Raw genomic sequence first — 20,536 nt, forward strand, 5'->3', positions numbered from 1 at the left:
GTGGGCGCGATCACCGGAACGTTCAAGGGCTTCGGGGTCACCTTCTCGCACATGTTCAGGAAGGTCGTCACCACCGACTACCCGTTCAAGCCGCCGGTGTCGGCGCCGCGCTACCACGGGCGGCACATCCTGAACCGGCACCCGGACGGGCTGGAGAAGTGCATCGGGTGCGAGCTGTGCGCCTGGGCCTGCCCGGCGGACGCGATCTACGTCGAGGGCGGCGACAACACCGACGAGCAGCGCTTCTCGCCGGGTGAGCGGTACGCCAGCGTCTACCAGATCAACTACGCCCGGTGCATCTTCTGCGGCCTGTGCATCGAGGCCTGCCCGACCCGTTCGCTCACCATGAGCAACGAGTACGAGCTGGCCCGGGACAACCGGCAGGACCTCATCTTCACCAAGGAGCAGCTGCTGGCGCCGCTGCTGCCGGGCATGGAGCAGCCGCCGCACCCGATGCGGCTGGGGGACAGCGAGAAGGACTACTACGTCGGCGCGCTGGAGAACCCGGGCACCTCGGCCGGCGCCGAGCGCTCCCCGATGGGCCCCGGGCGGTACCGGCTGGAGGAGCACCCCGGGGTGACCTTCCCCGGCGCCGAGCAGCACGCCCAGCGGGCCGCCGCGGGCAAGGGAGACGGAGCATGACCACGCAGACGGTGCTCGCCGCGGCGGGCTCGGTGTCCACCGGCGAGGCGGTCACCTTCTGGATCCTCGCCCCGCTGGCACTGGTCGGCGGGATCGGGATGGTCGCCGCCCGCAACGCCGTGCACTCGGCGCTCTGGCTGGTGCTGACCATGCTCTGTCTCGGCGTGTTCTACGTGCTCCAGGCCGGGCCGTTCATCGGCATGGTGCAGATCATCGTCTACACCGGCGCGATCATGATGCTGTTCCTCTTCGTGCTGATGCTGGTCGGCCGGGACGCGTCGGACTCGTTGATCGAGACGCTGCGCGGGCAGCGGACCGCGGCGCTGCTGCTGGCGCTCGGCTTCGCCGGCCTGGCCGGCACCGGCCTCTACCGGGGGCTGGACGGGGTCACCGCGGTCGGTCTGGCCGAGCCGAACGCCGAGGGGAACGTGCAGGGCATCGCCCGGCTGCTGTTCACCAAGTACGTCTTCGCCTTCGAGCTCACCTCGGCGCTGCTGATCACCGCCGCGGTCGGCGCGATGGTGCTGGCCCACGTCGAGCGGCGCAAGCAGGACAGGCTCGACCAGCCGGCGACCATGCGGGCCCGCTTCGCCCCGGGCAACTACCCGGGCCCGAAGCCCGGCCCCGGCGTCTTCGCCACCTCCTCCTCGGTGGCCACCCCGGCCCGGCTGCCGGACGGCCGGCTCACCGAGCGGAGCACTCCGGAGATCCTGCCGGTGCGCGAGATGACCGCCGACGAGACCGCGCTGAAGGGGACGGACCGGTGAGCGCGAGGAGTGAGCTTGCGAGCCCCGCGGCCGCGAACGAAAGGTGGGCCCGGTAATGGACCAGTTCTTCTCGGTCGAACCGAACTACTACCTGGTGCTCGCCGCGGTGTTGTTCACCATCGGCGCCGCCGGGGTGCTCGTCCGGCGCAACGCCATCGTGTTGTTCATGTGCGTCGAGCTGATGCTCAACGCGGCCAACCTGACGCTGGTCACCTTCAGCCGGATCAACGGTGACCTCAACGGCCAGATCATGGCGTTCTTCGTGATGGTGGTGGCGGCCGCCGAGGTCGTGGTCGGGCTGGCGATCATCATGTCGATCTTCCGGACCCGGCGCTCCGCGAGCGTCGACGACGCCAACCTGCTGAAGTACTGAGGGGTCCTGCGGTGGGAACGATTCTGACGAACGCCCCGGCCGAGCCGGCGGGCACCGTCGCGTACGCGACGGCCGACGGGCTGCTGGGCAGCGTCTGGCTGCTGGTGGCCATCCCGCTGGTCAGCGCGGCGATCCTGCTGCTGCTCGGCCGGCGGGCGGACCGCTGGGGGCACTGGCTCGGCGTGGCGGCCATCGGCGCCGCCTTCGTGCTCGGCCTGACCTACTTCTTCCAGCTGCGCGGGCTGGAGAACAAGTCGGTCGAGCTGAGTCTCTGGGACTTCATCACGGTCGGCGACCTGCGGGTGGACTTCGGTCTGCTCTTCGACCCGCTGGCCGCGGTCTTCGTGCTGCTGATCACCGGGGTGGGTTTCCTGATCCACCTCTACGCGGTCGAGTACATGGCCCACGACGCGGGCCGGCGGCGCTTCTTCGGGTACTTCAACCTGTTCGTCGCCGCCATGCTGCTGCTGGTGCTCGGCAACAACTACGTGATGCTCTACTTCGGCTGGGAGGGCGTCGGCCTGGCGTCGTACCTGCTGATCTCCTTCTGGTACGAGCGGCCGAGCGCCGCCACCGCCGGTAAGAAGGCGTTCCTGATGAACCGGGTCGGCGACGCCGGCCTGGCGATCGGCATCTTCATCATGTTCGCCACCCTCGGCACCACCCAGTACGACGAGGTCTTCAGCGGCGTCGGCGCGCTCGGCGCGACCACGGTGCTGGTGCTCGGCCTGCTGCTGCTGCTCGGCGCGACCGGCAAGTCCGGCCAGTTCCCGCTGCAGGCGTGGCTGCCGGACGCGATGGAGGGCCCGACCCCGGTCTCGGCGCTCATCCACGCCGCCACCATGGTCACCGCGGGCGTCTACCTGATCGCCCGGTCCAACCCGATCTTCTCGGCGAACTCCACCCTCCAACTGGTGGTGGTGAGCGTCGGCGCGCTGACCCTGCTGATCGGCTGCGTCATCGGCGCGGCCAAGGACGACATCAAGCGGGTGCTGGCCTGGTCGACGGTGAGCCAGATCGGCTACATGTTCCTCGGCGTCGGGCTCGGCGGTGCGGCGTACGCGCTGGCGATCGTGCACCTGCTCGCGCACGGCTTCTTCAAGGCGAACATGTTCCTCGGCGCCGGCTCGGTCATGCACGGCATGAACGACCAGGTCGACATCCGCCGCTTCGGCGGGCTGTCGAAGTACATGAAGGTCACCTGGATCACCTTCATGATGGGCTGGCTCGCCATCATCGGCATGTTCCCGTTCTCCGGCTTCTTCTCCAAGGAGCCGATCATCGTGGCCGCGTTCGAGCGGGAGGACTGGACGGCCTGGCTCTTCGGCATGGCCGCGCTGCTCGGCGCCGGGCTGACCGCGTTCTACATGACCCGGCTCTTCGTGCTCACCTTCCACGGGCCGAAGCGCTGGACCGAGGACATCGAGCACCCGCACGAGTCGCCGGCGCTGATGACCGTCCCGCTGATCCTGCTCGCCGCGGGCTCGGTCGGGGCCGGCTTCCTGCTCGCCACCTCCGTGCCCGACTGGCTGGAGGCGACCGCCGGGCTCGGCGGCCAGGAGGCGGCGCACCACGCGGTGCTCTCGCACACCGTGATCACCGTGCTCTCGCTGCTGGTCACCGTGCTCGGCGCCGGGCTGGCCTGGTTCCTGTTCCGGGCCGGCACGGCCACCGCGCCGCAGCCGGCCGGGGTGCTGGTCACCGCCGCCCGGGGCAACCTGTACACCGACGCCTTCAACGAGGCGGTTTTCGAGAAGCCGGGCATCTTCCTCACCCGGGCGCTGGTCTTCCTCGACAACCGGGGCGTGGACGGGCTGGTCAACGGCCTCGCCGCGGCGGTCGGCGGCGGCTCAGGCCGGCTCCGGCGGCTGCAGACCGGCTTCGTCCGGTCGTACGCCACCTCCATCCTGACCGGCGCGCTGCTGGTGCTGGCGGCGTTCCTGGCCGTCGAGGCGGGGTGGCTGGCGTGATCGACCTCTTCCAGGCGGCCGTCGTCGGCGGACCGCGCAGTGACGACGGAGGTAAGGCCGCATAATGTCCGACTTCCCGTTCCTCTCGGTGCTCACCGTGGCGCCGCTGGTCGGCGCCCTGGTGGTGGCCCTGGTGCCGCGGACGCGGCCGGAGTTGGCCAAGCAGGTCGCGCTCGGCTGGTCGCTGCTGGTGCTGGTGCTGTCGGTGGTCATGTGGGTCACCTTCTCCGTCGGCGGTGAGCGGTTCCAGTTCCGCGAGTCCTACCCGTGGATCCCGAACTGGGGCGTCAACTTCACCTTCGCCGCCGACGGCATCGCGCTGGTGATGCTGATGCTGATCGCGGTGCTGGTGCCGCTGGTGATCCTGGCGTCCTGGCACGACGCCGAGTCGTCGAAGCGGTCGGTGCCGGTCTACTTTGCGCTGCTGCTCGTCCTCGAGTGCACGATGATCGGCGTCTTCGCCGCCGCCGACGTCTTCCTGTTCTACGTGTTCTTCGAGGTCATGCTGGTGCCGATGTACTTCCTGATCGGCAGCTACGGTGGCCACCAGCGGCAGTACGCGGCGGTGAAGTTCTTCCTCTACTCGCTCGTCGGCGGTCTGTTCATGCTCGCCGCGGTGATCGGCCTCTGGGTGGTCGGCGGGAAGACCTTCGACTGGCAGGCGCTGTCCCAGGTGGACATCTCCACCGGCACCGAGCGCTGGCTCTTCCTCGGCTTCTTCCTGGCGTTCGCGATCAAGGCGCCGTTCTTCCCGTTCCACACCTGGCTGCCGGACGCCGGTGGGGCGGCGCCCGCGGGCGCCGCCGCACTGCTCGTCGGCGTGCTGGACAAGGTCGGCACGTTCGGCATCCTGCGCTACTGCCTGCCGCTCTTCCCGGACGCGGCCAAGTGGTTCGCCCCGTGGGCGCTGGCGCTGGGGCTGATCGGCATCATCTACGCCGCGCTGCTGGCGGTCGGCCAGAACGACCTGAAGCGGCTGGTGTCGTACACCTCGATCGCGCACTTCGGCTTCATCGGGGTCGGCATCTTCGCCTTCACCACCCAGGCGGGCACCGGCGCCGTGCTCTACATGGTCAACCACGGGCTCGCCACCGGCCTGCTCTTCCTGGTGGTCGGCATGCTGATCGCCCGCCGGGGCTCGGCGCTGGTCAGCGACTTCGGCGGCGCCGGCAAGCTGGTGCCGCTGCTGGCCGGGGTGCTCTTCTTCGCCGGTCTCGCCTCGCTGGCGCTGCCCGGCACCGCCCCGTTCATCTCCGAGTTCCTGGTGCTGATCGGCACCTTCACGGTGAACAAGCCGGTCGCGGTCATCGCCACGCTCGGCATCATCCTGGCCGCGGCGTACGTGCTCTGGATGGTGCAGCGCACCACGCAGGGCACGCTCAACCCGGCGCTGACCGAGGTCGAGGGCATGCGGCGCGACCTCAACCTGCGCGAGAAGGTCGTGGTCGCACCCCTGATCGCGCTGATCGTGCTGCTCGGGTTCTATCCGAAGCCGGTCACCGACGTGATCAACCCCGCCGTCCAGGCGACCATGGACGACATCGGCAGGACCGACCCTGCGCCCTCGGTCGGCACCGTCCAGGAGGCCGCAAAGTGAGTGAACTCAAACTCCCCTCGATCGACTACGCGGCGCTCGCGCCGAGCCTGATCATGCTGGGCGCCGCGTTGCTCGGCGTGCTGGTCGAGGCGTTCGTGCCCCGGCGGCTGCGGCACCTGGTGCAGTTGTCGCTGGCGCTGCTGGCGGTGCTCGGCGCGCTCACCATGGTGGTGCTGAACGCCGACGACCGGCTGATCACCATCGGCGGGGCGATCGCGGTCGACGGGCCGACGCTCTTCCTCCAGGGCGCGATCCTGGTGCTCGCCGCGATGGCGCTGCTGCTCATCGGCGAGCGTTCGGTGGAGCGGGGCGGGGCGTTCGTCGCCCAGGCCGCGTTCCCCGCGGAGTCGGCCGACGACCGGCGGCAGGCCGAGGGCTCGAACGGCGCCACCGAGGTCTACCCGCTGACCACGTTCGCGATCGGCGGCATGCTGATCTTCGTGGCGGCGAACGACCTGCTGACCATGTTCATCGCGCTCGAGGTCTTCTCGCTGCCGCTCTATCTGCTCTGCGCGCTGGCCCGCCGTCGGCGGCTGCTGAGCCAGGAGGCCGCGCTGAAGTACTTCATGCTCGGCGCGTACGCCTCGGCCTTCTTCCTGTTCGGGGTGGCCCTGGTCTACGGCTTCACCGCGGGCATCCCGAACGGCTCGGCCGGGGTCGACTTCGCCACCGTCAACGCGGCCGTGGCCGAGTCCACCGCCAGCCCGCTGCTGCTCTTCGCCGGCATGGCGCTGCTGAGCATCGGTCTGCTGTTCAAGGCGGCGGCGGCTCCGTTCCACGTCTGGACGCCGGACGTCTACCAGGGCGCACCGACCCCGGTCACCGGTTTCATGGCCGCCTGCACCAAGGTCGCCGCGTTCGGCGCGCTGCTGCGGGTGTTCCACGTCGCCTTCGACGGGGCCCGCTGGGACTTCACCCCGGTCCTCGGCGCGGTCGCCGTGCTGACCATGCTGGTCGGCGCGGTGCTCGCGGTCACCCAGACCGACATCAAGCGGCTGCTCGCCTACTCGTCGATCGCGAACGCCGGATACCTCCTGGTCGGCGTGCTGGCGCCGAGCCGGGACGGGCTCTCCGGCACGATGTTCTACCTGGTCGCGTACGGCTTCTCGGTGCTCGCCGCGTTCGCCGTGGTGACGCTGGTGCGGGACGCCGACGGGGAGGCCACCCACCTGTCCCGCTGGGCCGGGCTGGGCAAGCGCTCGCCGTTCTACGCCGGGGTCTTCACCTTCATCCTGCTCGCCTTCGCCGGCATCCCGCTGACCAGCGGCTTCACCAGCAAGTTCGCGGTCTTCGGGCCGGCGCTCGACGGCGGGCAGGCGTGGCTGGTGATCGCCGGCGTGCTGACCAGCATGGTGCTGGCCTTCCCGTACCTGCGGGTCGTGGTGATGATGTGGCTCTCCGAGCCGGGCGAGTCCACCCCGACGGTCACCGTGCCGGGCGGGCTCACCTCGGCGGCGCTGATGATCGGCGTGATCGCCACCCTGGTCCTCGGGGTCGCCCCGGCGCCGCTGCTCGACCTCGCCACGGGTGCCGCCGAGTTCGTGCGCTGAACCGACGTCCGGGCCGACGGGGGCCGGTCCGCCGCGGCGGGCCGGCCCCCGGTCCGTATCCCCAGTCCGGAGCAGGTCGAGGGGGTGTGGCATGGTGGATAGCGTGGTGATTCCGGCTGGCGAGCGTTCAGGTGCCACCGGCTCCGGCGGCCGCCGGAGCCGGGTGAGCACGAGTCAGTTCGGCGCGCTCGGCCTCTATCTCGCCGATCCCCGCGTCGAGGCGTCCGTGCTGGGCCTGCTGGAGGCCGTCGAGGTCGAACTGCGGGCCAGCGTGGCCAGCGCCGACCCGTTCGTCACCGAGGCCGCCCGGCACCTGGTGGAGGCCGGCGGCAAGCGGTTCCGGCCGCTGCTGGTGGCGCTGGGCGCCCAGTTCGGCGATCCGGCCGGGCCGCAGGTCGTACCGGCCGCGGTGGTGATGGAGCTCACCCACCTGGCGACGCTCTACCACGACGACGTGATGGACGAGGCCGCCGTGCGCCGGGGTGCGCCGAGCGCCAACTCGCGGTGGACCAACTCGGTCGCCATCCTGGTCGGTGACTACCTCTTCGCCCGCGCCGCCGACATCGCGGCCGACCTGGGCACCGAGGCGGTACGCCTGCAGGCGCGCACCTTCGCCCGGCTGGTGCACGGGCAGATCGCCGAGACGGTCGGCCCCCGCCCGGGTGACGACCCGGTGGCCCACTACCTGAACGTGATCGCCGACAAGACCGGTTCCCTGATCGCCACCTCGGCCCGGTTCGGCGGCATGTTCGGCGGTGCCTCCCCTGAGCACATCGAGGCGCTGGCCGGCTACGGCGAGACCATCGGCGTCGCCTTCCAGCTCTCCGACGACCTGCTCGACATCGCCTCCGAGTCGGTGCAGTCGGGCAAGACCCCCGGCACCGACCTGCGCGAGGGCGTGCCGACCCTGCCGGTGCTCTACGCGCTGGCCTCCGACGACGCCGACGCCGCCTCGGTGCGGCTGCGGGAGATCCTGGCCGCCGGCCCGGTCACCGACGACGACCTGCACGCGGAGGCGCTCGGCCTGCTGCGCGAGAGCCCGGCCCTCAAGCGCGCCCGGGAGACCGTCCGCAGCTACGCCGAGGACGCCCGCGGCCAGCTCACCCCGCTGCCCGCCAACCCGGCCCGCCGCGCCCTCGAGTCCCTCTGCGACTACATCGCCGACCGCACCAGCTAACCAACCCCCACCCCGGCCCCCGGCCCCCCGCCCCAGCGACGTTGATCATGAAGTCTGCGTCACTGGCGGCGGCGTGTCGTGACGCGAACGTCATGATCAACGCCGTTGGGGGCGTTAGGCCCCGGCCGGGGGTGTTACGCCTGCTGGGGGCGGCGTTCAGGGCGGGGAGGTGGGGGGTTAGGGAAGAGGCGGGTGGCGGTGAGCATGAGGGTGGCGGCGAGGAGCATCGCCGTGGCGGCGACGGTCCACATGGCCGGGTAGCCGGCGTAGGCGGCCACCGTGCCGAGGGCGAGGGGGCCGAGGCAGCCACCGGCGTACACCCCGGTCTGGGTGATCGAGGTGGCGGCGGCCGGCGCCTGCGGGTGCAGCCGGACCACCGCGAAGTTCATCAGGCCCGGCCAGGCCCAGCCCAGCCCGAAGCCGAGCACCACGCCGACCACCAGCGGCCCGGAGCCGGCCAGCGCGAGCAGGCCGAGCCCGCCGGCCCCGATCACCAGCATGCCGGCGATGACAGCCAGGTGGCCGCTGGCGCGGCGGTCGGCGAGCCAGCCGGCGCCGACCCGGGCGGCGACGCAGACCGCGCTGCCCAGGGTCAGGGTCAGGCCGGCCGCCCCGGGCGCCAGCCCGCGGTCGACGGAGGAGTCCACCACGAAGGTGCCGAGCGCGTTCGCGGCCGCCGCGGCGAGCGTCGCGGCCACCCCGACGACCACCAGGGCCCAGGTGGCCCGGCCGGCGCGGGCGACGGCCCGCTGCGCCGGCCGGGGCTCCCGGGCGGGTACGGCGGGCAGGGCGGCCAGCGCGGCGCCGGCGGCCGCCACGAACGCCCAGCGCCAACCGGCGGTCAGCGCCACGGTCGGCACCGCCACGCCGGCCAGCAGCGTGGAGACCGGGATGGCCGCCTGCTTCACCCCGAACGACAGCCCCTGCCGGCGGGGCGGCACGTGCCGGGCCAGCGCGGCGTTGCTGGCCAGCTGACCGAGGGCGTTCGCGGTGCCGCCGAGCGCGAGCAGCCCGACCAGCACCGGGTACGAGCGGGCCAGCGCCGCCACGGCGAGCAGGCAGCCGGCGGAGAGCAGGATGCCGGCGCGGGCCACCACGGCCGGCCCGTAGCGCTCGGCGAGGGCGCCGGAGGGCACCGAGGCCAGCGCGCCCACCCCGAAGTAGACCGACACGGCCAGGCCCAGGCCGGCGGGGGAGAAGCCGAGGTCCTCGCCGAGCTGCACGGCGAGCCCGCCGACCAGGAAGACCGGCAGGACGCAGGCGATGGTGACGGCGACCGCGCCGGCCGCGGCCCGGACGGGACGGGTCGGCGCGGTGCCGGGGGCGGGATGCAGCGCGGTGTCGGCCATGATTGGCAAACGTACGTGAGCCCAGCTCACACCACGCTTCGTGTCGGTCGGGGCACTACTGGTCGATGACGATCTGGCATCCTCCACCCGAACAGGCATTTCGCACCTGGCCGGTTTTTCATATGGTGTAAGTCCCCGGCGGCGGAGGTGGTTGTGCGCGACCCCCTGGCGGAACCCTCGGACCTGATCCGGAGCGTGTCCCGCGCGCTACGAGTGCTCGAGTCGGTCGGCCGTGCCCCCAAGGGGCTGACCGTGAAGCAGATCGCCCGGCGCTGCGAGCTGACCGTGGCGACGACCTATCACCTCGTCCGCACCCTGGCCTACGAGGGCTACGTGATCCGTCGCGAGGACGGCACGTACATCGTCGGCCTGGAGGTCGCGGACCGCTACCGCGAGTTGGTGACGGCCTTCCGCGGGCCGCCGGCGGTCGGGGAGAGCCTGCGCCGGGCCGCCGTGGACACCGGTTACAGCCACTACCTGGGCCGGTTCGTCGGCGGCCAGGTGGCGATCACCGCGGTGGCCGAGGGCCCGCGCACGCCCTACCTGGAGGACCTGGTCCCGGGCTTCGACGAGGGCGCGCACGCCACCGCGCTGGGCAAGGCGCTGCTCGCCACGCTCACCGCCGAGCAGCGCTTCCGCTACCTGCGCGAGTACGGCATGCGGCCGTTCACCAGCGCCACGTTGACCAGCGTGGAGGCGTTCGAGGCCGACCTGGCCGCCGGTGACCGGCGCGGCATGCAGCTGGAGCTGGGGCAGTTCCGGCAGGGCGTGGCCTGCGCGGCGGTGCTGGTCGCCCCGGACAAGGACATGGAACGTCGGGTGGTGCTGGCCTGCGCGCTGCCGGCCAGCGAGATGATGACCTCCGCCCGGGTGGTCCGCGCCAAGCTGCTCACCACGGCCCGGGCCATCGCCGACGGCATCGCCGCCGAGAGCTGACCGGGAAGGCCCCGCGGCCGACATGGGCGTGGCTCGTAACGGCGCGAGGCCCTCCCCCGGGCTGGGAGAGGGCCCCGCGCGGCGGTCCGTTGCCGGGACCGCCCGAGTGACGTCAGCTGCCGACCGGCCCCCCGTCCAGCCGCCAGGTGACCACCACGCCCGGCTTGGCGAAGTCGCCGTCCGGCCAGGTCGAGGCCGGCTTCTCCACGGACGCCCCGGTGATCTCGCCCGGGTGCTGCACGGCCACGAAGACCGACCGGTTGTCCCCGGTGATGAACGGACCGCAGGCCTCCGCGCCGAGCGGCACGGTGAGGAACTGCTTGAGGTGCCCGCGCTCCGGCCCCTCCACCGGGCTGGCGAAGAGGCCGTCGTTGCTGCCCAGCGCGTTGCCGTCGGTGGAGATCCAGAGGTTGCCGGTGGCGTCGAAGGCGACGTTGTCCGGGCAGGAGATCGGGGAGACCCTGGTCTTGTCGTACCCGGCGAAGTAGGTCGACGGGTCGCCCGGGTCGCCCGCCACGATCGGCAGCGACCAGGCGAAGGTCTCGGCGGAGTTGTCGCCCCGGTCCTCGACCAGCTCCAGCACGTGGCCGTGCTTGTTGGCGGTACGCGGGTTCGCCTCGTCCGCCTTCGGGTTGCTGCCGACCCCGCGGTTGGTGTTGTTGGTCAGCGCCACGTACACCTTGCCGGTGAGCTGGCTCGGCTCGACGTCCTCCGGCCGGTCCATCTTGGTCGCGCCGACCCTGTCACCGGCCAGCCGGGTGAAGGTGAGCACGTCGGCGGCGGTCATCCCGTCGACGTACGAGCGGTTGCCGCTGACCAGCTTGATCCAGCGGCCCCGGCCGTTGAACGCCCCGTCGGCCGGGAGCTTGCCGGAGCCGTCGATCTCGCCGGCGCTGGTCGGGTCGAGCTTGGCGACGTAGAGGGTGCCGGACTCCAGCAGGGTGAGGTTGTGCTTGCGGGCGACCCAGGAGTTGCCCGCCATGAACTTCTGGTCGGAGACGAACTTGTACAGGTAGTCGAACCGCTCGTCGTCACCCATGTACGCGACCGCGTGCCCGCTCCTGGCGATGATCACGTTCGCGCCCTCGTGCTTGAACCGGCCCAGCGCGGTGTGCTTGCGCGGGCGGCTCTCCGGGTCGAACGGGTCGATCTCCACGATCCAGCCGAACCGGTGCGCCTCGTTCGGGTGCTTCGCCAGGTCGAACCGCTCGTCGGCGCGCTCCCACTTGCGGCTGCCGCTCGGGTAGCGGGCGGTGGTGGTGATGCCGTACCGCTCCAGCTTCGGCTTCAGCTCGGCCGGCACGCCGTCGCCGCCGACGAAGTACTGGTTGAAGTTCTCCTCGCCGGAGAGCACCGTGCCCCACGGGGTGACCCCGCCGGCGCAGTTGTTCAGGGTGCCGACCACGGTCCGGCCCTTCGGGTCGGCGGCGGTCTTCAGCCAGGCCGAGCCGGCGGCCGGGCCGGTCAGCTCGAACTTCGTGCCCGACGCGGTGACCCGCCGGTTGTACGGCCGCCGGCCGCCCTCGACCGGCCGCCACTGCCCGGTGCCGGCCACCCGCTCCAGCTCCACCACGGACATGCCGTGCGCGGCCATCGCGATCCGCAGCTGCTCCACGCTCAGCGCGTCCTGGCTGGTGAAGCCGGGGAACATCAGGTCCTCGTTGGTGTACTCGTGGTTGACCACGAGCAGCGCCCGCCGGCCCTGCTTGTCCAGCGGCAGCACCCCGACGAAGTCGTTGTTGTAGCCGAACTGCTTCGCCTGCTTGGCGGCGGTCTGGTCGTGCACGTCGAACTCGGGCGCGCCGGGCAGCACCGGGTCGCCCCAGCGGATCACCACCGCGTGGTCGTACCCGTTCGGCACCACCAGCGTGTCGAGCTTGTTCGCCGGGATCGGCGTGAAGGTCAGCGCGCCGCTGCCCACGCCCTGGCCGGGACGGCCGAACCCGGCGGCCTCGGGGACCACCGGGGTGGCCGGGGCCGCCGCGGCGGGCGCGGCGCCGGCCAGCGCGCCGGCCGCGGCGCCGCCGAAGCCGAGGACCAGCGCACCGACGGCGCCGGCCCGGACCACGCCGCGGCGGGACACCTCGGCGTTCACCACATCGCCGAAGTACGTGTTGTCGGAGGTGTTCGGCACCGGGTGGTCGCAGGCGTTGCCGCACCGGTACAGACAGGTCATGGCGTCACGGCCGCCGTGGCGGGTGGCGCCCAGCAGCGGGAGCAGCCGGGGACGGTCGCTCATGGGGAGGAGCCTCCTGAAAGGGGTCGATGCACGCCGGGAACAGCTCGTGCGTACCCGGCGGACGCTAGGAGGGCGCGGTGAGCGGTCGCCGGCCGCGGCGTGAACCGGGCATGAACACCTTGCCGGGAAGACCGCGATGACCTGCGGCTGAACCGATCGGCGTGACCGCACGTAATACCGAGCGAACGCACCGCCGGACTCGCGCCGAGAGCGAGGAGACCGCCATCACCGACCATGACGCCCAACTGCTCCGCGCGTTGCACGACGAGCACGCGGAGGCGCTGTACGCGCACGCCCTGCGGCTGGTCAACGGTGACCGGCAGCGGGCCGAGGATCTGGTGCAGGAGACCCTGCTGCGGGCCTGGCGCCACCCGGAGTCGCTGGACCCCCGGCGCGGCTCGGTCCGGGCCTGGCTCTTCACCACCGCGCGCAACCTGGCCATCGACGCCTGGCGGCGCCGGGCCACCCGGGTCGGCGAGGTCTACACCGACGAGCTGCCCGAGCCGCCGGAGACCGTCGACGAAGCGGAGCGCGCGGTGGAGGCCTGGACCGTGGCCGAGGCGTTGAACCGGCTCAGCCCCACTCATCGGGAGGTGCTGGTCGAGTGCTTCTACCAGGGTCGCTCGGTGGCCGAGGCGGCCTCTCGGCTGGGCGTGCCACCCGGCACGGTGAAGTCCCGGACGCACTACGCCCTGCGCTCACTACGGTTGGTCCTGGCCGAGATGGGGGTGACGGGATGACCCGGTGCGAGTTCGCGCACGACGACGGCGCGTACGTGCTGGGTGCGCTGGCTCCCGCCGAGCGGGCGGCCTACGAGCGGCACCTCGCCGGCTGCGCCGCCTGTCAGCAGGCGGTCGCCGAGATCGCCGTGCTGCCCGGCCTGCTCGGCCGGCTCGACCCGGCCGGCCTGGAACAGTTCCTGCCGCCGCCGGCGGAGACCACCCGGATGCCCGAGCTGCTCGCGGCCGCCCGGGAGCGCCGGCGCCGCGAGCGGTCGGCCACCCGCCGGCGGTACGCGGTCACCACGCTCGCGGCCGCCGCGCTGGCCCTGGTGGCCGGCTTCGGCACGGCCGCCCTGCTGCCCCGGGCCGAGCCGGGCCGCGACGTGCAGATGGTCGCCATGCAGCCGGTCGCCGGCACGGTGCCGGTGCACGCGGAGATCGCGCTGACCGGCACCGGGTGGGGCACCGAGGTGACCATGCGCTGCGGGTACGAGGCGCGGGCCGGCTACGGCAAGGCGTACACGTTCCGGCTGGTGGCGCACGGACCGGACGGGGCCACCGAGCAGATCGGCTCCTGGCTCGCCGCACCCGGCGACGACCTGCGGATCAGCGGCGCGACAAGGTTCACCGGCGCGGAGCTGGTGCGGCTGGAGCTGCTCCGGGCCGACGGCACCCCGGTGCTCGCCTACGACGTCCGCTGAGTGCGCCCGAGCGGCTCGCCGCCCGGCGGCGGGCCGCTCAGCGGGCGGCGGGCACGGCGGCCGCGGCCGCCCGGCGGGTGGCGGCCTGGGCCGCGCGGGTACGCCGGGACTGGCGCACCGCGTCCGCGGTGAAGACCACCAGCGCGACCCAGACCAGCGCGAAGCCGGCGAGCCGGGCCGGCGGCATCGGCTCGTGGAAGATCAGCACGCCGCAGCCGAGCTGGAGGATCGGCGCCAGGTACTGGATCATGCCCAGGCTGGTCAGCGGCAGCCGGTTGGCGGCGCCGGCGAAGAGCAGCAGCGGGATCGCGGTGGCCGCGCCGGCCAGCACCAGCAGCACGGTGTGCCCGGCCGAGACGTGGCCGAACGCGGCGTCCCCGGCCGCGGTGAGCCAACCCAGGTACGCCAGCGCGGGCAGCGCCAGCACCGCCGACTCCACGAAGAGCCCCTCCGCGGCGGGCAGCCCGAGGCGCTTCTTGACCAGGCCGTACCCGCCGAAGCTCAGGGCCAGGGTCAGCGCCAGGTACGGCAGCCGGCCGTAGTCCACGGTCAGCACGGCCACCGCCAGCGCGCCGATGCCCAGCGCCACCCACTGGGCGGGGCGCAGCCGCTCGCGCAGCACCGTCACTCCGAGCAGCACCACGACCAGCGGGTTGATGAAGTAGCCGAGCGCGGTCTCCACCACCCGGTCGGAGTTCACGCCGTAGATGTAGGTGCCCCAGTTGACCGCGATCAGCGTGGCGGCGACGCCGATCCCGGCCAGCGCCCGGGGCCGGCGCAGCAGCGCCCGCAGGAAGCCGATGTTGCGCATCGCGGCCAGCAGCAGCGCGACGAAGACCACCGACCAGACGATCCGGTGCGCGAGGATCTCCAGCGGCCCGGCCGGGCGCAGCAGCTTGAGGTAGAGCGGGAAGAACCCCCACAGCAGGTACGCACCGATGCCGTAGAGATATCCGAGGCGGAGCGGCGTCACGCCTCCACCGTAAGGGGTGAACCGCCGTTTTGCTCCTTGCCGGTGACCTGGCTCACCGGCAGCTCACGCCGGTCGAGCTGCATCCACCGGTGCGGATCGGGCACCGGGGTGAAGCCGACCTTCGCGTAGACCCCGTGCGCGTCGGCGGTGGCCAGCAGGATCCGGCGTACGCCGAGCGCGTCCAGGTGGTCGCGGACCGCCTCGGCCAGCCAGCTGCCCAGGCCCCGGCCGCGTTCGGCCCGGTCCACGTAGACGTCGCAGAGCCAGGCGAAGGTGGCCCGGTCGGTGACCGCCCGGGCCACCGCGACCTGCCGCCCGTCGCCCGGACGGTAGACGCCGAACGGCACCGAGCCGGCGAACGCCCGGGCCACCGTCTCCCGGTCCCGCCCCAGCGCCCAGTACGCGTCGGTGGAGAGCCAGTGGTGCACCCGGTCCAGGTCGATGCGCCGCGGATCGGTGCTGAGCAGGTAGCCGTCGTCACGGGTCAGGGTGAACACGCCGCGAGACTAGTCCCGCCACCCGGCCGGCGCGCCGGCCAATTCCCGCCTACTGGTCCCGCTCGGCGCCGCGCCGGCCGGCTTCGTGGACCGGCGGCCCGTGCCCCGGCTGAGGCCACTCCTTGCAGGAGGTAGTGGCCTCAGCCGGGGCCGGAGGCCACTACTTCACTGAAGGTGTGCGATCAGGACCGGGACGCCGGTCCACCGGGCGGCCCGAAGGGTGTGGGCCGTGGCCGGTGAACTCGTCAGTCGCGGTCGAGCAGGGCGCCGAGGATCCAGGTCACGATGCCCACGAAGAGCGCGCCGAGCACGGCGGCCGGCCAGAAGCCGTCCACGTGGAACGGCAGCCCGGCCTGGTCGGCGATCCAGCTGGTGAGCAGGAACAGCAGCCCGTTCACCACGAGCGCGATCAGCCCGAGGGTCAGCAGGTAGAAACCGCAGCCGACGGTCTTGATGATCGGCTGGAGCACCGCGTTGACCACGCCGAAGATGACCGCCACCAGGATCAGGGTGGTGACCGTCTCGGTGGCGGAGTCGGCATCCAGCGTGATGCCCGGAATGACCAGCGTGGCCAACCAGAAGGCCAGCGCCGTGACGGCCAGGCGGATCAGCAGACCCTTCAGAAAACCCATGGCGGGGATCGTGCCACGGACCGGGCACCGGCGGAACCCGGAAGATCTACCAATCGGGACTACGGGGTCAGCGGCGGGACGGCCGGCCGATCAGCTGCGACTCGATCGGGGTGGGCGACAGCAGCGCCCAGCGCAGCGCCCGCCGGTTCACCACCGCCACCATGTCGTCCCGGATCCGGGTCAGCCACTCGGCGGACGCGCCGAGGCCCAGCGCCCCGCCGGCCAGCACGGCCTCCGGCGGGCTGAGCGGTTGCAGCACCGCCAGGTCGGCCCGGCCCAGCGCGTCGGCGTCCGCCGGGGTCAGCTCGTCCCGGACCAGCAGGGTGGCCCGCCAGGGCGGCCCGGGTTCCGGCCCGGTGGGCAGCGGACCGGCGTCCACCACCACCAGTTGCGGGCGCAGCGGGGTGCCGGGCTCGCCGCCGACCGGCCGGCCCGGCGGGAGCAGCGGGATCGCCCCCGCCGGCGTGCCGACCCCCCGGACGAACGGCTCCCAGCCGCGCGGGCGGGCGGTCTGCACCGCGACCCGGGCACCGAGCGCCAGCGCCCGCAGCACCACCAGCTGTGCGGCGCGGACCCCGCCGACCAGCATCACCCGGGTGCTCTCCGGCCGGAACAGCCGGACGGTCACCGCGCCCCCGCGCCGGTTGCTGCCGATCATCAGCCCCGCCTCGCCGAACGGCAGCTCCAGCGCCTCCGGCCTCGGGCCGCCGGGCACGCCGGCGCCGGCCGCCGCGAGGGGCAGCGTGGCGGCCAGCCCGTCGAGCTGGGCGCCGTCGAGCCGCTGGAGGTCGCCGCCGGCGCCGGTCACCAGCCGGTCCAGGGTCTGGGCGGCCACGGCGAGCTCCGCCGGGCCGGCGGCGGCCAGCCGTACGGCCAGCTCGGTCGGCGCCCCGGCCGGGTCGGTGTGCGGACCCGGCCCGGCGCAGAGCGACACCGTGGTCGCGGTGGCCGGCAGCGCGAGCAGCCGGGGAACCAGCCGGCGCCCGGCCTCCACCCGCGGGTCGGGCCAGCGGCGCAGCCGGAAGCTGGCCTGGAGCAGGCCGCCCGAGCGCAGCACCGGCCAGGACTCCTGTGCCGGCCGGCCGTCGTGATGGGCCAGCTCGGCCAGGACGCGCAGCGCCGCGTGCTCGCCGAGCGGGCGTGCGGTGACCGGCCCCAGCCGGCGCAGCAGGCGACGCACGGCGCCGGCCAGGGCGCGCCGCAGCTCCACTTCGGACCAGCCGTCGACCCGGAGCACCCGGACGGCGAGCACGGCCCGCTCCCGCCCGGGCAGCCGCCCGTCGGTGAGCTGGTGGTAGGAGGTGGCGACGATCCCGCCGCCAGCGCCGACGGCCGGCGCGGGCGCCCCGGTGAGCAGCAGCTGCACCCGCACCGGCGGGCCGTCCGGCGGGACCGCCGCGAGCAGCGACGCCGGGGCGGGCAGCTGCCGCGGACCGTCGCCGAGCAGGTCGGCCGGGTCGCCGAGTTCCAGCACGGCGACCAGGCCGGTCGCGTCGTCGACCAGGGCGGCGGGACCGCCGGCCAGTTCCGCCGAGCGCACCACGGCCGTCGGGTCGACCAGGTCGAGCAGCGTGGCCGGGTCGGCCGACCCGGGCAGCCCGCGCCGGCGGGTCAGGTAGCCGAGCGCGGTGGTCAGCCACTCGAACAGCCAGCGACCCCGGATCCGCAGCCAGGCGGCCGGTAGCAGCAGCGCGGCCAGCGCGACGGCGGCCAGCACCGGGCCCGGTCCCCGGCCGGCGGCGGCGGCGAGCACCGCCACCGCGACCTGCGCGGCGACGACCTGACCGGCCCGTACGCCGGTGGCCGGCCGGCGCCCGGCGGGGATCCACTGTGCCGGGAGGGCCGCCCGGCGGGGCGGTGACGGGCCGGCTGCCCGCGGCGGGTCGGCGACCAGCCCGGCGGCCGTGGCGGGCGGCGCACCGACGCCGCGCCCGGTGGCGGCGACGTCCGGCGTGGCACCGCCGACCGGGGCCGCCCGGTGCGGGCTCGCGCTGGTGGTGGCCGGCACCCCGCCTCCTCCCGATCACTCGCCGCGACGACGTTGCCGCCCATGGTAAGGGCGGGGGCGGGCGCGGCGGGACCCGTGGGTTGTCCACAGGGGAGGCGAGCGGGGTAGCAGAACCGCGACCGGGCCGCTACCGTCAGCGACGAGTTCCGCTGACCCGCGCCCGCCGTGCTCGTGTCCCGGGCGGCGCGAGCGGCGCGTCCTGAGGGCGGGCGCGCCGACGGCCAGCCACGACCGACGAGACGAGGTGACGTCCGGGTGTCCCAGACCCAGGCAGAAGCCGCGGTGATGCAGCAGACCGCCGCGAAGTTCGAGCAGGTGGACCAGTCGTTGCAGACCATGCTGAGCAGCCTGATGGCCGAGCTGGAGGTGTTGCAGCAGGCCTGGCGGGGCGCCGGCGGGCGGTCCTTCGAGCAGGTCAAGCAGCAGTGGGCGCAGGACCAGGCGACCCTGCAGCGGGCGCTGCGGGAGACCGCCTCCGCCATCCGCACCGCCGGCCAGCAGTACGACGTCGCGGACACCGAGGCCGCCGGCCGGGTGTCCACCACCAACCGCGGCGGCATCCAGCTGCCGCTGTAGACCCGGATCCCGGGGGAGGGAGCCATCCGATGGACCACGGTGTGCTGGTCGTCAACTTCGCCGCGCTGCAACAGGCCAGCGCGGACATCCAGAAGGCGCTGAACACGCTCGACTCGCAGGTCGGGCAGCTGGAACGGGACGCCGCCCCGCTGGTGGCGAGCTGGAGCGGCGAGGCCCGCCAGGCGTACGAGCAGCGGCAGGCCCGGTGGCGCTCCGCCTCACAGGACCTGCAGGCGATGCTGCGCGACATCAAGCTCGCGGTGGACGACTCCGCGACCGACTACCTCGACACCGAGAAGAAGAACGTCGGCCTGTTCCAGTGACGCGTCGGGTGGCGCCGGCCGGAGCGGCCGGCGCCACCCGACCACCGCTCGGCCTTACGTCGCGCTGCGGCCCGCCGTAGCCAGCGCCCGCCTTGGCCGGCGCCGGACGAGGCGATGCGGGGTCAGACCGGGCCGCCCGTAGCCGGCGTCCGCCCCAGCCGGGGCCGGACGGGGCGGTGCGGGGTCAGGCCGGGTCGGCGGGGCGCCACCGCCGGCGGGCGCCGCGCGGGAGCACCAGGGCCGACAGCGCCGCCACGGCGACCACCGCCGCGGCCAGCGTGGCCACCAGCAGGGCCCGGTCCTGGGCCGTGGCCCGCCGCGCCCGCGCGGCCAGTGCGGCCGGGTCGGGCCGGTCGTCGGCGAGCGCGGTGGCCGGGCGCGACCGCTCGGCGACCCCGCCGCCGGTCTCGGTGACCGCGCGGTACGGGTTGAGCACCCCCGCGCCGTACCCGCCGCCCCGGCCGTCACCGGGCGCCGGATCGGCGGTGGCGAGGATCCGCTGCGCCACCTCGGCGGCGGTCAGCTCGGGCCGGTACTGCCGGAGCAGGGCGGCGGTGGCCGCCACGAAGGGCGCGGCATAGCTGGTCCCCTCGGCCCGGTGGTGGCCCCGGCCCGGCGCGGCCATCAGCACGTCGCTGCCCGGAGCGACCAGGTCGACGTACGGGCCGGTCTGGGAGAAGGCGGAGCGCCGCCCGTCCACCCCGATCGCGCCCACCCCGAGCACCCCGTCGTACGCGGCCGGGTACGGCCGCGGGTCGCCGCTGTCGTGCAGGTTCCCGGCGGCGGCCACCACGACCACGTCCCGGGCCACCGCGTAGTCGACCGCGGCGCGCACCGCCGGGTTGTCCGCGTAGAGCACGACGGAGAGGTTGAGCACATCGGCGTCGTGGTCGACGGCCCAGCGGATGGCCCGGGCGAAGTCCTCGGCGCTGACCGTACGCCCCGACTCCCGCCCCTCGACCACCTGCTGCTCGCTGACCCGGACCGGGAGGATCCGGGCGCCCGGCGCCAGCCCGTGGAACGCGATCCCGGACCGGGGCTCGGCGGCGATGATGCTCGCCACGCCGGTGCCGTGCCCGGCGCAGTCGCTGGTGCCGTCCCCACCCGGGTCGAGCAGGTCGGTGCCGTCGAGCACCCGGCCGGCGAGCTGCGGATGACGGCGGTCCACCCCGGAGTCGACCACCGCCACCGTCACCCCCGCCCCGGTGGCCAGCGGCGACAGCCGCTCCGGGGCGTACCGCTGCTGGGGCCAGGGTGGCGCGGACACGGGCCGGACCGGGGCGAGCGGGGTGGCGCAGTCCGGCGCGGCGGCCCGGACGAGGCTCGGCCCGGCGATGACGACAGCGGCCCGGGCGAGGCCCGGTCCGGCGGTGGCGACAGCTTCCGGTGTGGCGGCCCGGGCGGGACCGGGAGCGGCCGGCGCGGCGGCGGCCAGGACGGCCGTGACCGCCGCGAGGAGCGGACGCGCGGGGGACCGGAACATCGACCGCCTCCGTATCGTGTC

General features: G+C 73.7%; 19 protein-coding genes. 12 read left to right on the plus strand and 7 right to left on the minus strand.

Annotation, left to right across the window (positions count from 1 at the left end):
- The 7 genes from nuoI (at window position 1) to AC1WTP_RS23400 (ending at window position 8,076) form a co-directional block, all read left to right on the plus strand.
- The gene (gene nuoI, locus AC1WTP_RS23370) at window positions 1–642 is read left to right on the plus strand and encodes an NADH-quinone oxidoreductase subunit NuoI (protein ID WP_481651410.1); all 642 of its coding nucleotides are present in this window, start codon (window positions 1–3) and stop codon (window positions 640–642) included.
- Window positions 639–1,409: an NADH-quinone oxidoreductase subunit J gene (locus AC1WTP_RS23375; protein WP_481651411.1), complete on the plus strand. Its 771-nt coding sequence runs from the start codon at window positions 639–641 to the stop codon at window positions 1,407–1,409. The genes nuoI and AC1WTP_RS23375 overlap by 4 nt, the downstream gene beginning before the upstream one ends.
- Before the next feature lie 55 nt (window positions 1,410–1,464).
- On the plus strand, window positions 1,465–1,782 hold the full coding sequence (nuoK, locus tag AC1WTP_RS23380) for an NADH-quinone oxidoreductase subunit NuoK (RefSeq protein ID WP_481651412.1): 318 nt from the start codon (window positions 1,465–1,467) through the stop codon (window positions 1,780–1,782).
- A gap of 11 nt (window positions 1,783–1,793) precedes the next feature.
- Window positions 1,794–3,752 carry an NADH-quinone oxidoreductase subunit L gene (nuoL, locus tag AC1WTP_RS23385; protein WP_481651413.1) on the plus strand — a complete coding sequence of 653 codons (1,959 nt, stop codon included), beginning with the start codon at window positions 1,794–1,796 and terminating at the stop codon, window positions 3,750–3,752.
- Between the two features lie 64 nt (window positions 3,753–3,816).
- Window positions 3,817–5,349, plus strand: a complete 1,533-nt coding sequence (locus tag AC1WTP_RS23390; protein ID WP_481651414.1) for an NADH-quinone oxidoreductase subunit M — start codon at window positions 3,817–3,819, stop codon at window positions 5,347–5,349.
- Window positions 5,346–6,899 (plus strand): NADH-quinone oxidoreductase subunit NuoN, encoded by a 1,554-nt coding sequence (nuoN, locus tag AC1WTP_RS23395; protein WP_481651415.1) that lies wholly within the window; start codon window positions 5,346–5,348, stop codon window positions 6,897–6,899. Before AC1WTP_RS23390 ends, nuoN begins: the two co-directional genes overlap by 4 nt.
- A gap of 91 nt (window positions 6,900–6,990) precedes the next feature.
- A complete protein-coding gene (locus AC1WTP_RS23400) occupies window positions 6,991–8,076 on the plus strand; it encodes a polyprenyl synthetase family protein (RefSeq protein ID WP_481651416.1) in 1,086 nt (361 codons plus the stop codon).
- A gap of 134 nt (window positions 8,077–8,210) precedes the next feature.
- Here the strand turns inward: AC1WTP_RS23400 and AC1WTP_RS23405 are convergent, their stop codons facing one another.
- Window positions 8,211–9,425, minus strand: coding sequence for an MFS transporter (locus AC1WTP_RS23405; RefSeq protein ID WP_481651417.1), 1,215 nt, complete (start codon window positions 9,423–9,425; stop codon window positions 8,211–8,213).
- A 153-nt stretch (window positions 9,426–9,578) separates the two neighbouring features.
- Between AC1WTP_RS23405 and AC1WTP_RS23410 the strand changes: the two genes are divergently transcribed.
- Complete coding sequence (locus tag AC1WTP_RS23410) at window positions 9,579–10,361, plus strand: IclR family transcriptional regulator (protein WP_481651418.1); 783 nt, start codon at window positions 9,579–9,581, stop codon at window positions 10,359–10,361.
- 112 nt (window positions 10,362–10,473) lie between these two features.
- On the opposite strand, the gene AC1WTP_RS23415 is transcribed toward AC1WTP_RS23410, so the two are convergent.
- The gene (locus tag AC1WTP_RS23415; RefSeq protein WP_481651419.1) at window positions 10,474–12,600 is read right to left on the minus strand and encodes a PhoX family protein; all 2,127 of its coding nucleotides are present in this window, start codon (window positions 12,598–12,600) and stop codon (window positions 10,474–10,476) included.
- A 224-nt stretch (window positions 12,601–12,824) separates the two neighbouring features.
- Here AC1WTP_RS23415 and AC1WTP_RS23420 point away from each other — a divergent pair, with 224 nt between their 5' ends.
- A complete protein-coding gene (locus AC1WTP_RS23420) occupies window positions 12,825–13,340 on the plus strand; it encodes a sigma-70 family RNA polymerase sigma factor (RefSeq protein WP_447135037.1) in 516 nt (171 codons plus the stop codon).
- The gene (locus tag AC1WTP_RS23425; RefSeq protein ID WP_481651420.1) at window positions 13,337–14,023 is read left to right on the plus strand and encodes an anti-sigma factor family protein; all 687 of its coding nucleotides are present in this window, start codon (window positions 13,337–13,339) and stop codon (window positions 14,021–14,023) included. Before AC1WTP_RS23420 ends, AC1WTP_RS23425 begins: the two co-directional genes overlap by 4 nt.
- A 37-nt stretch (window positions 14,024–14,060) precedes the next feature.
- On the opposite strand, the gene rarD is transcribed toward AC1WTP_RS23425, so the two are convergent.
- From rarD to eccE, 4 genes are all read right to left on the minus strand, one after another.
- Complete coding sequence (gene rarD, locus AC1WTP_RS23430; protein ID WP_481651421.1) at window positions 14,061–14,996, minus strand: EamA family transporter RarD; 936 nt, start codon at window positions 14,994–14,996, stop codon at window positions 14,061–14,063.
- Complete coding sequence (locus AC1WTP_RS23435; RefSeq protein WP_481651422.1) at window positions 14,993–15,493, minus strand: GNAT family N-acetyltransferase; 501 nt, start codon at window positions 15,491–15,493, stop codon at window positions 14,993–14,995. The genes rarD and AC1WTP_RS23435 overlap by 4 nt, the downstream gene beginning before the upstream one ends.
- 245 nt (window positions 15,494–15,738) lie before the next feature.
- On the minus strand, window positions 15,739–16,125 hold the full coding sequence (locus tag AC1WTP_RS23440; RefSeq protein WP_481651423.1) for a phage holin family protein: 387 nt from the start codon (window positions 16,123–16,125) through the stop codon (window positions 15,739–15,741).
- A gap of 67 nt (window positions 16,126–16,192) precedes the next feature.
- Window positions 16,193–18,133 (minus strand): type VII secretion protein EccE, encoded by a 1,941-nt coding sequence (eccE, locus tag AC1WTP_RS23445; RefSeq protein ID WP_481651424.1) that lies wholly within the window; start codon window positions 18,131–18,133, stop codon window positions 16,193–16,195.
- A gap of 255 nt (window positions 18,134–18,388) precedes the next feature.
- Between eccE and AC1WTP_RS23450 the strand changes: the two genes are divergently transcribed.
- Window positions 18,389–18,709: a WXG100 family type VII secretion target gene (locus AC1WTP_RS23450; protein ID WP_088997043.1), complete on the plus strand. Its 321-nt coding sequence runs from the start codon at window positions 18,389–18,391 to the stop codon at window positions 18,707–18,709.
- Between the two features lie 29 nt (window positions 18,710–18,738).
- Window positions 18,739–19,032 (plus strand): WXG100 family type VII secretion target, encoded by a 294-nt coding sequence (locus AC1WTP_RS23455; protein ID WP_481651425.1) that lies wholly within the window; start codon window positions 18,739–18,741, stop codon window positions 19,030–19,032.
- 184 nt (window positions 19,033–19,216) lie between these two features.
- Here AC1WTP_RS23455 and mycP read toward each other — a convergent pair whose 3' ends face one another.
- Window positions 19,217–20,515: a type VII secretion-associated serine protease mycosin gene (gene mycP / locus AC1WTP_RS23460; protein ID WP_481651426.1), complete on the minus strand. Its 1,299-nt coding sequence runs from the start codon at window positions 20,513–20,515 to the stop codon at window positions 19,217–19,219.
- Window positions 20,516–20,536: the final 21 nt, after the last annotated feature.

The organism is Micromonospora sp. R311, assembly GCF_056780015.1.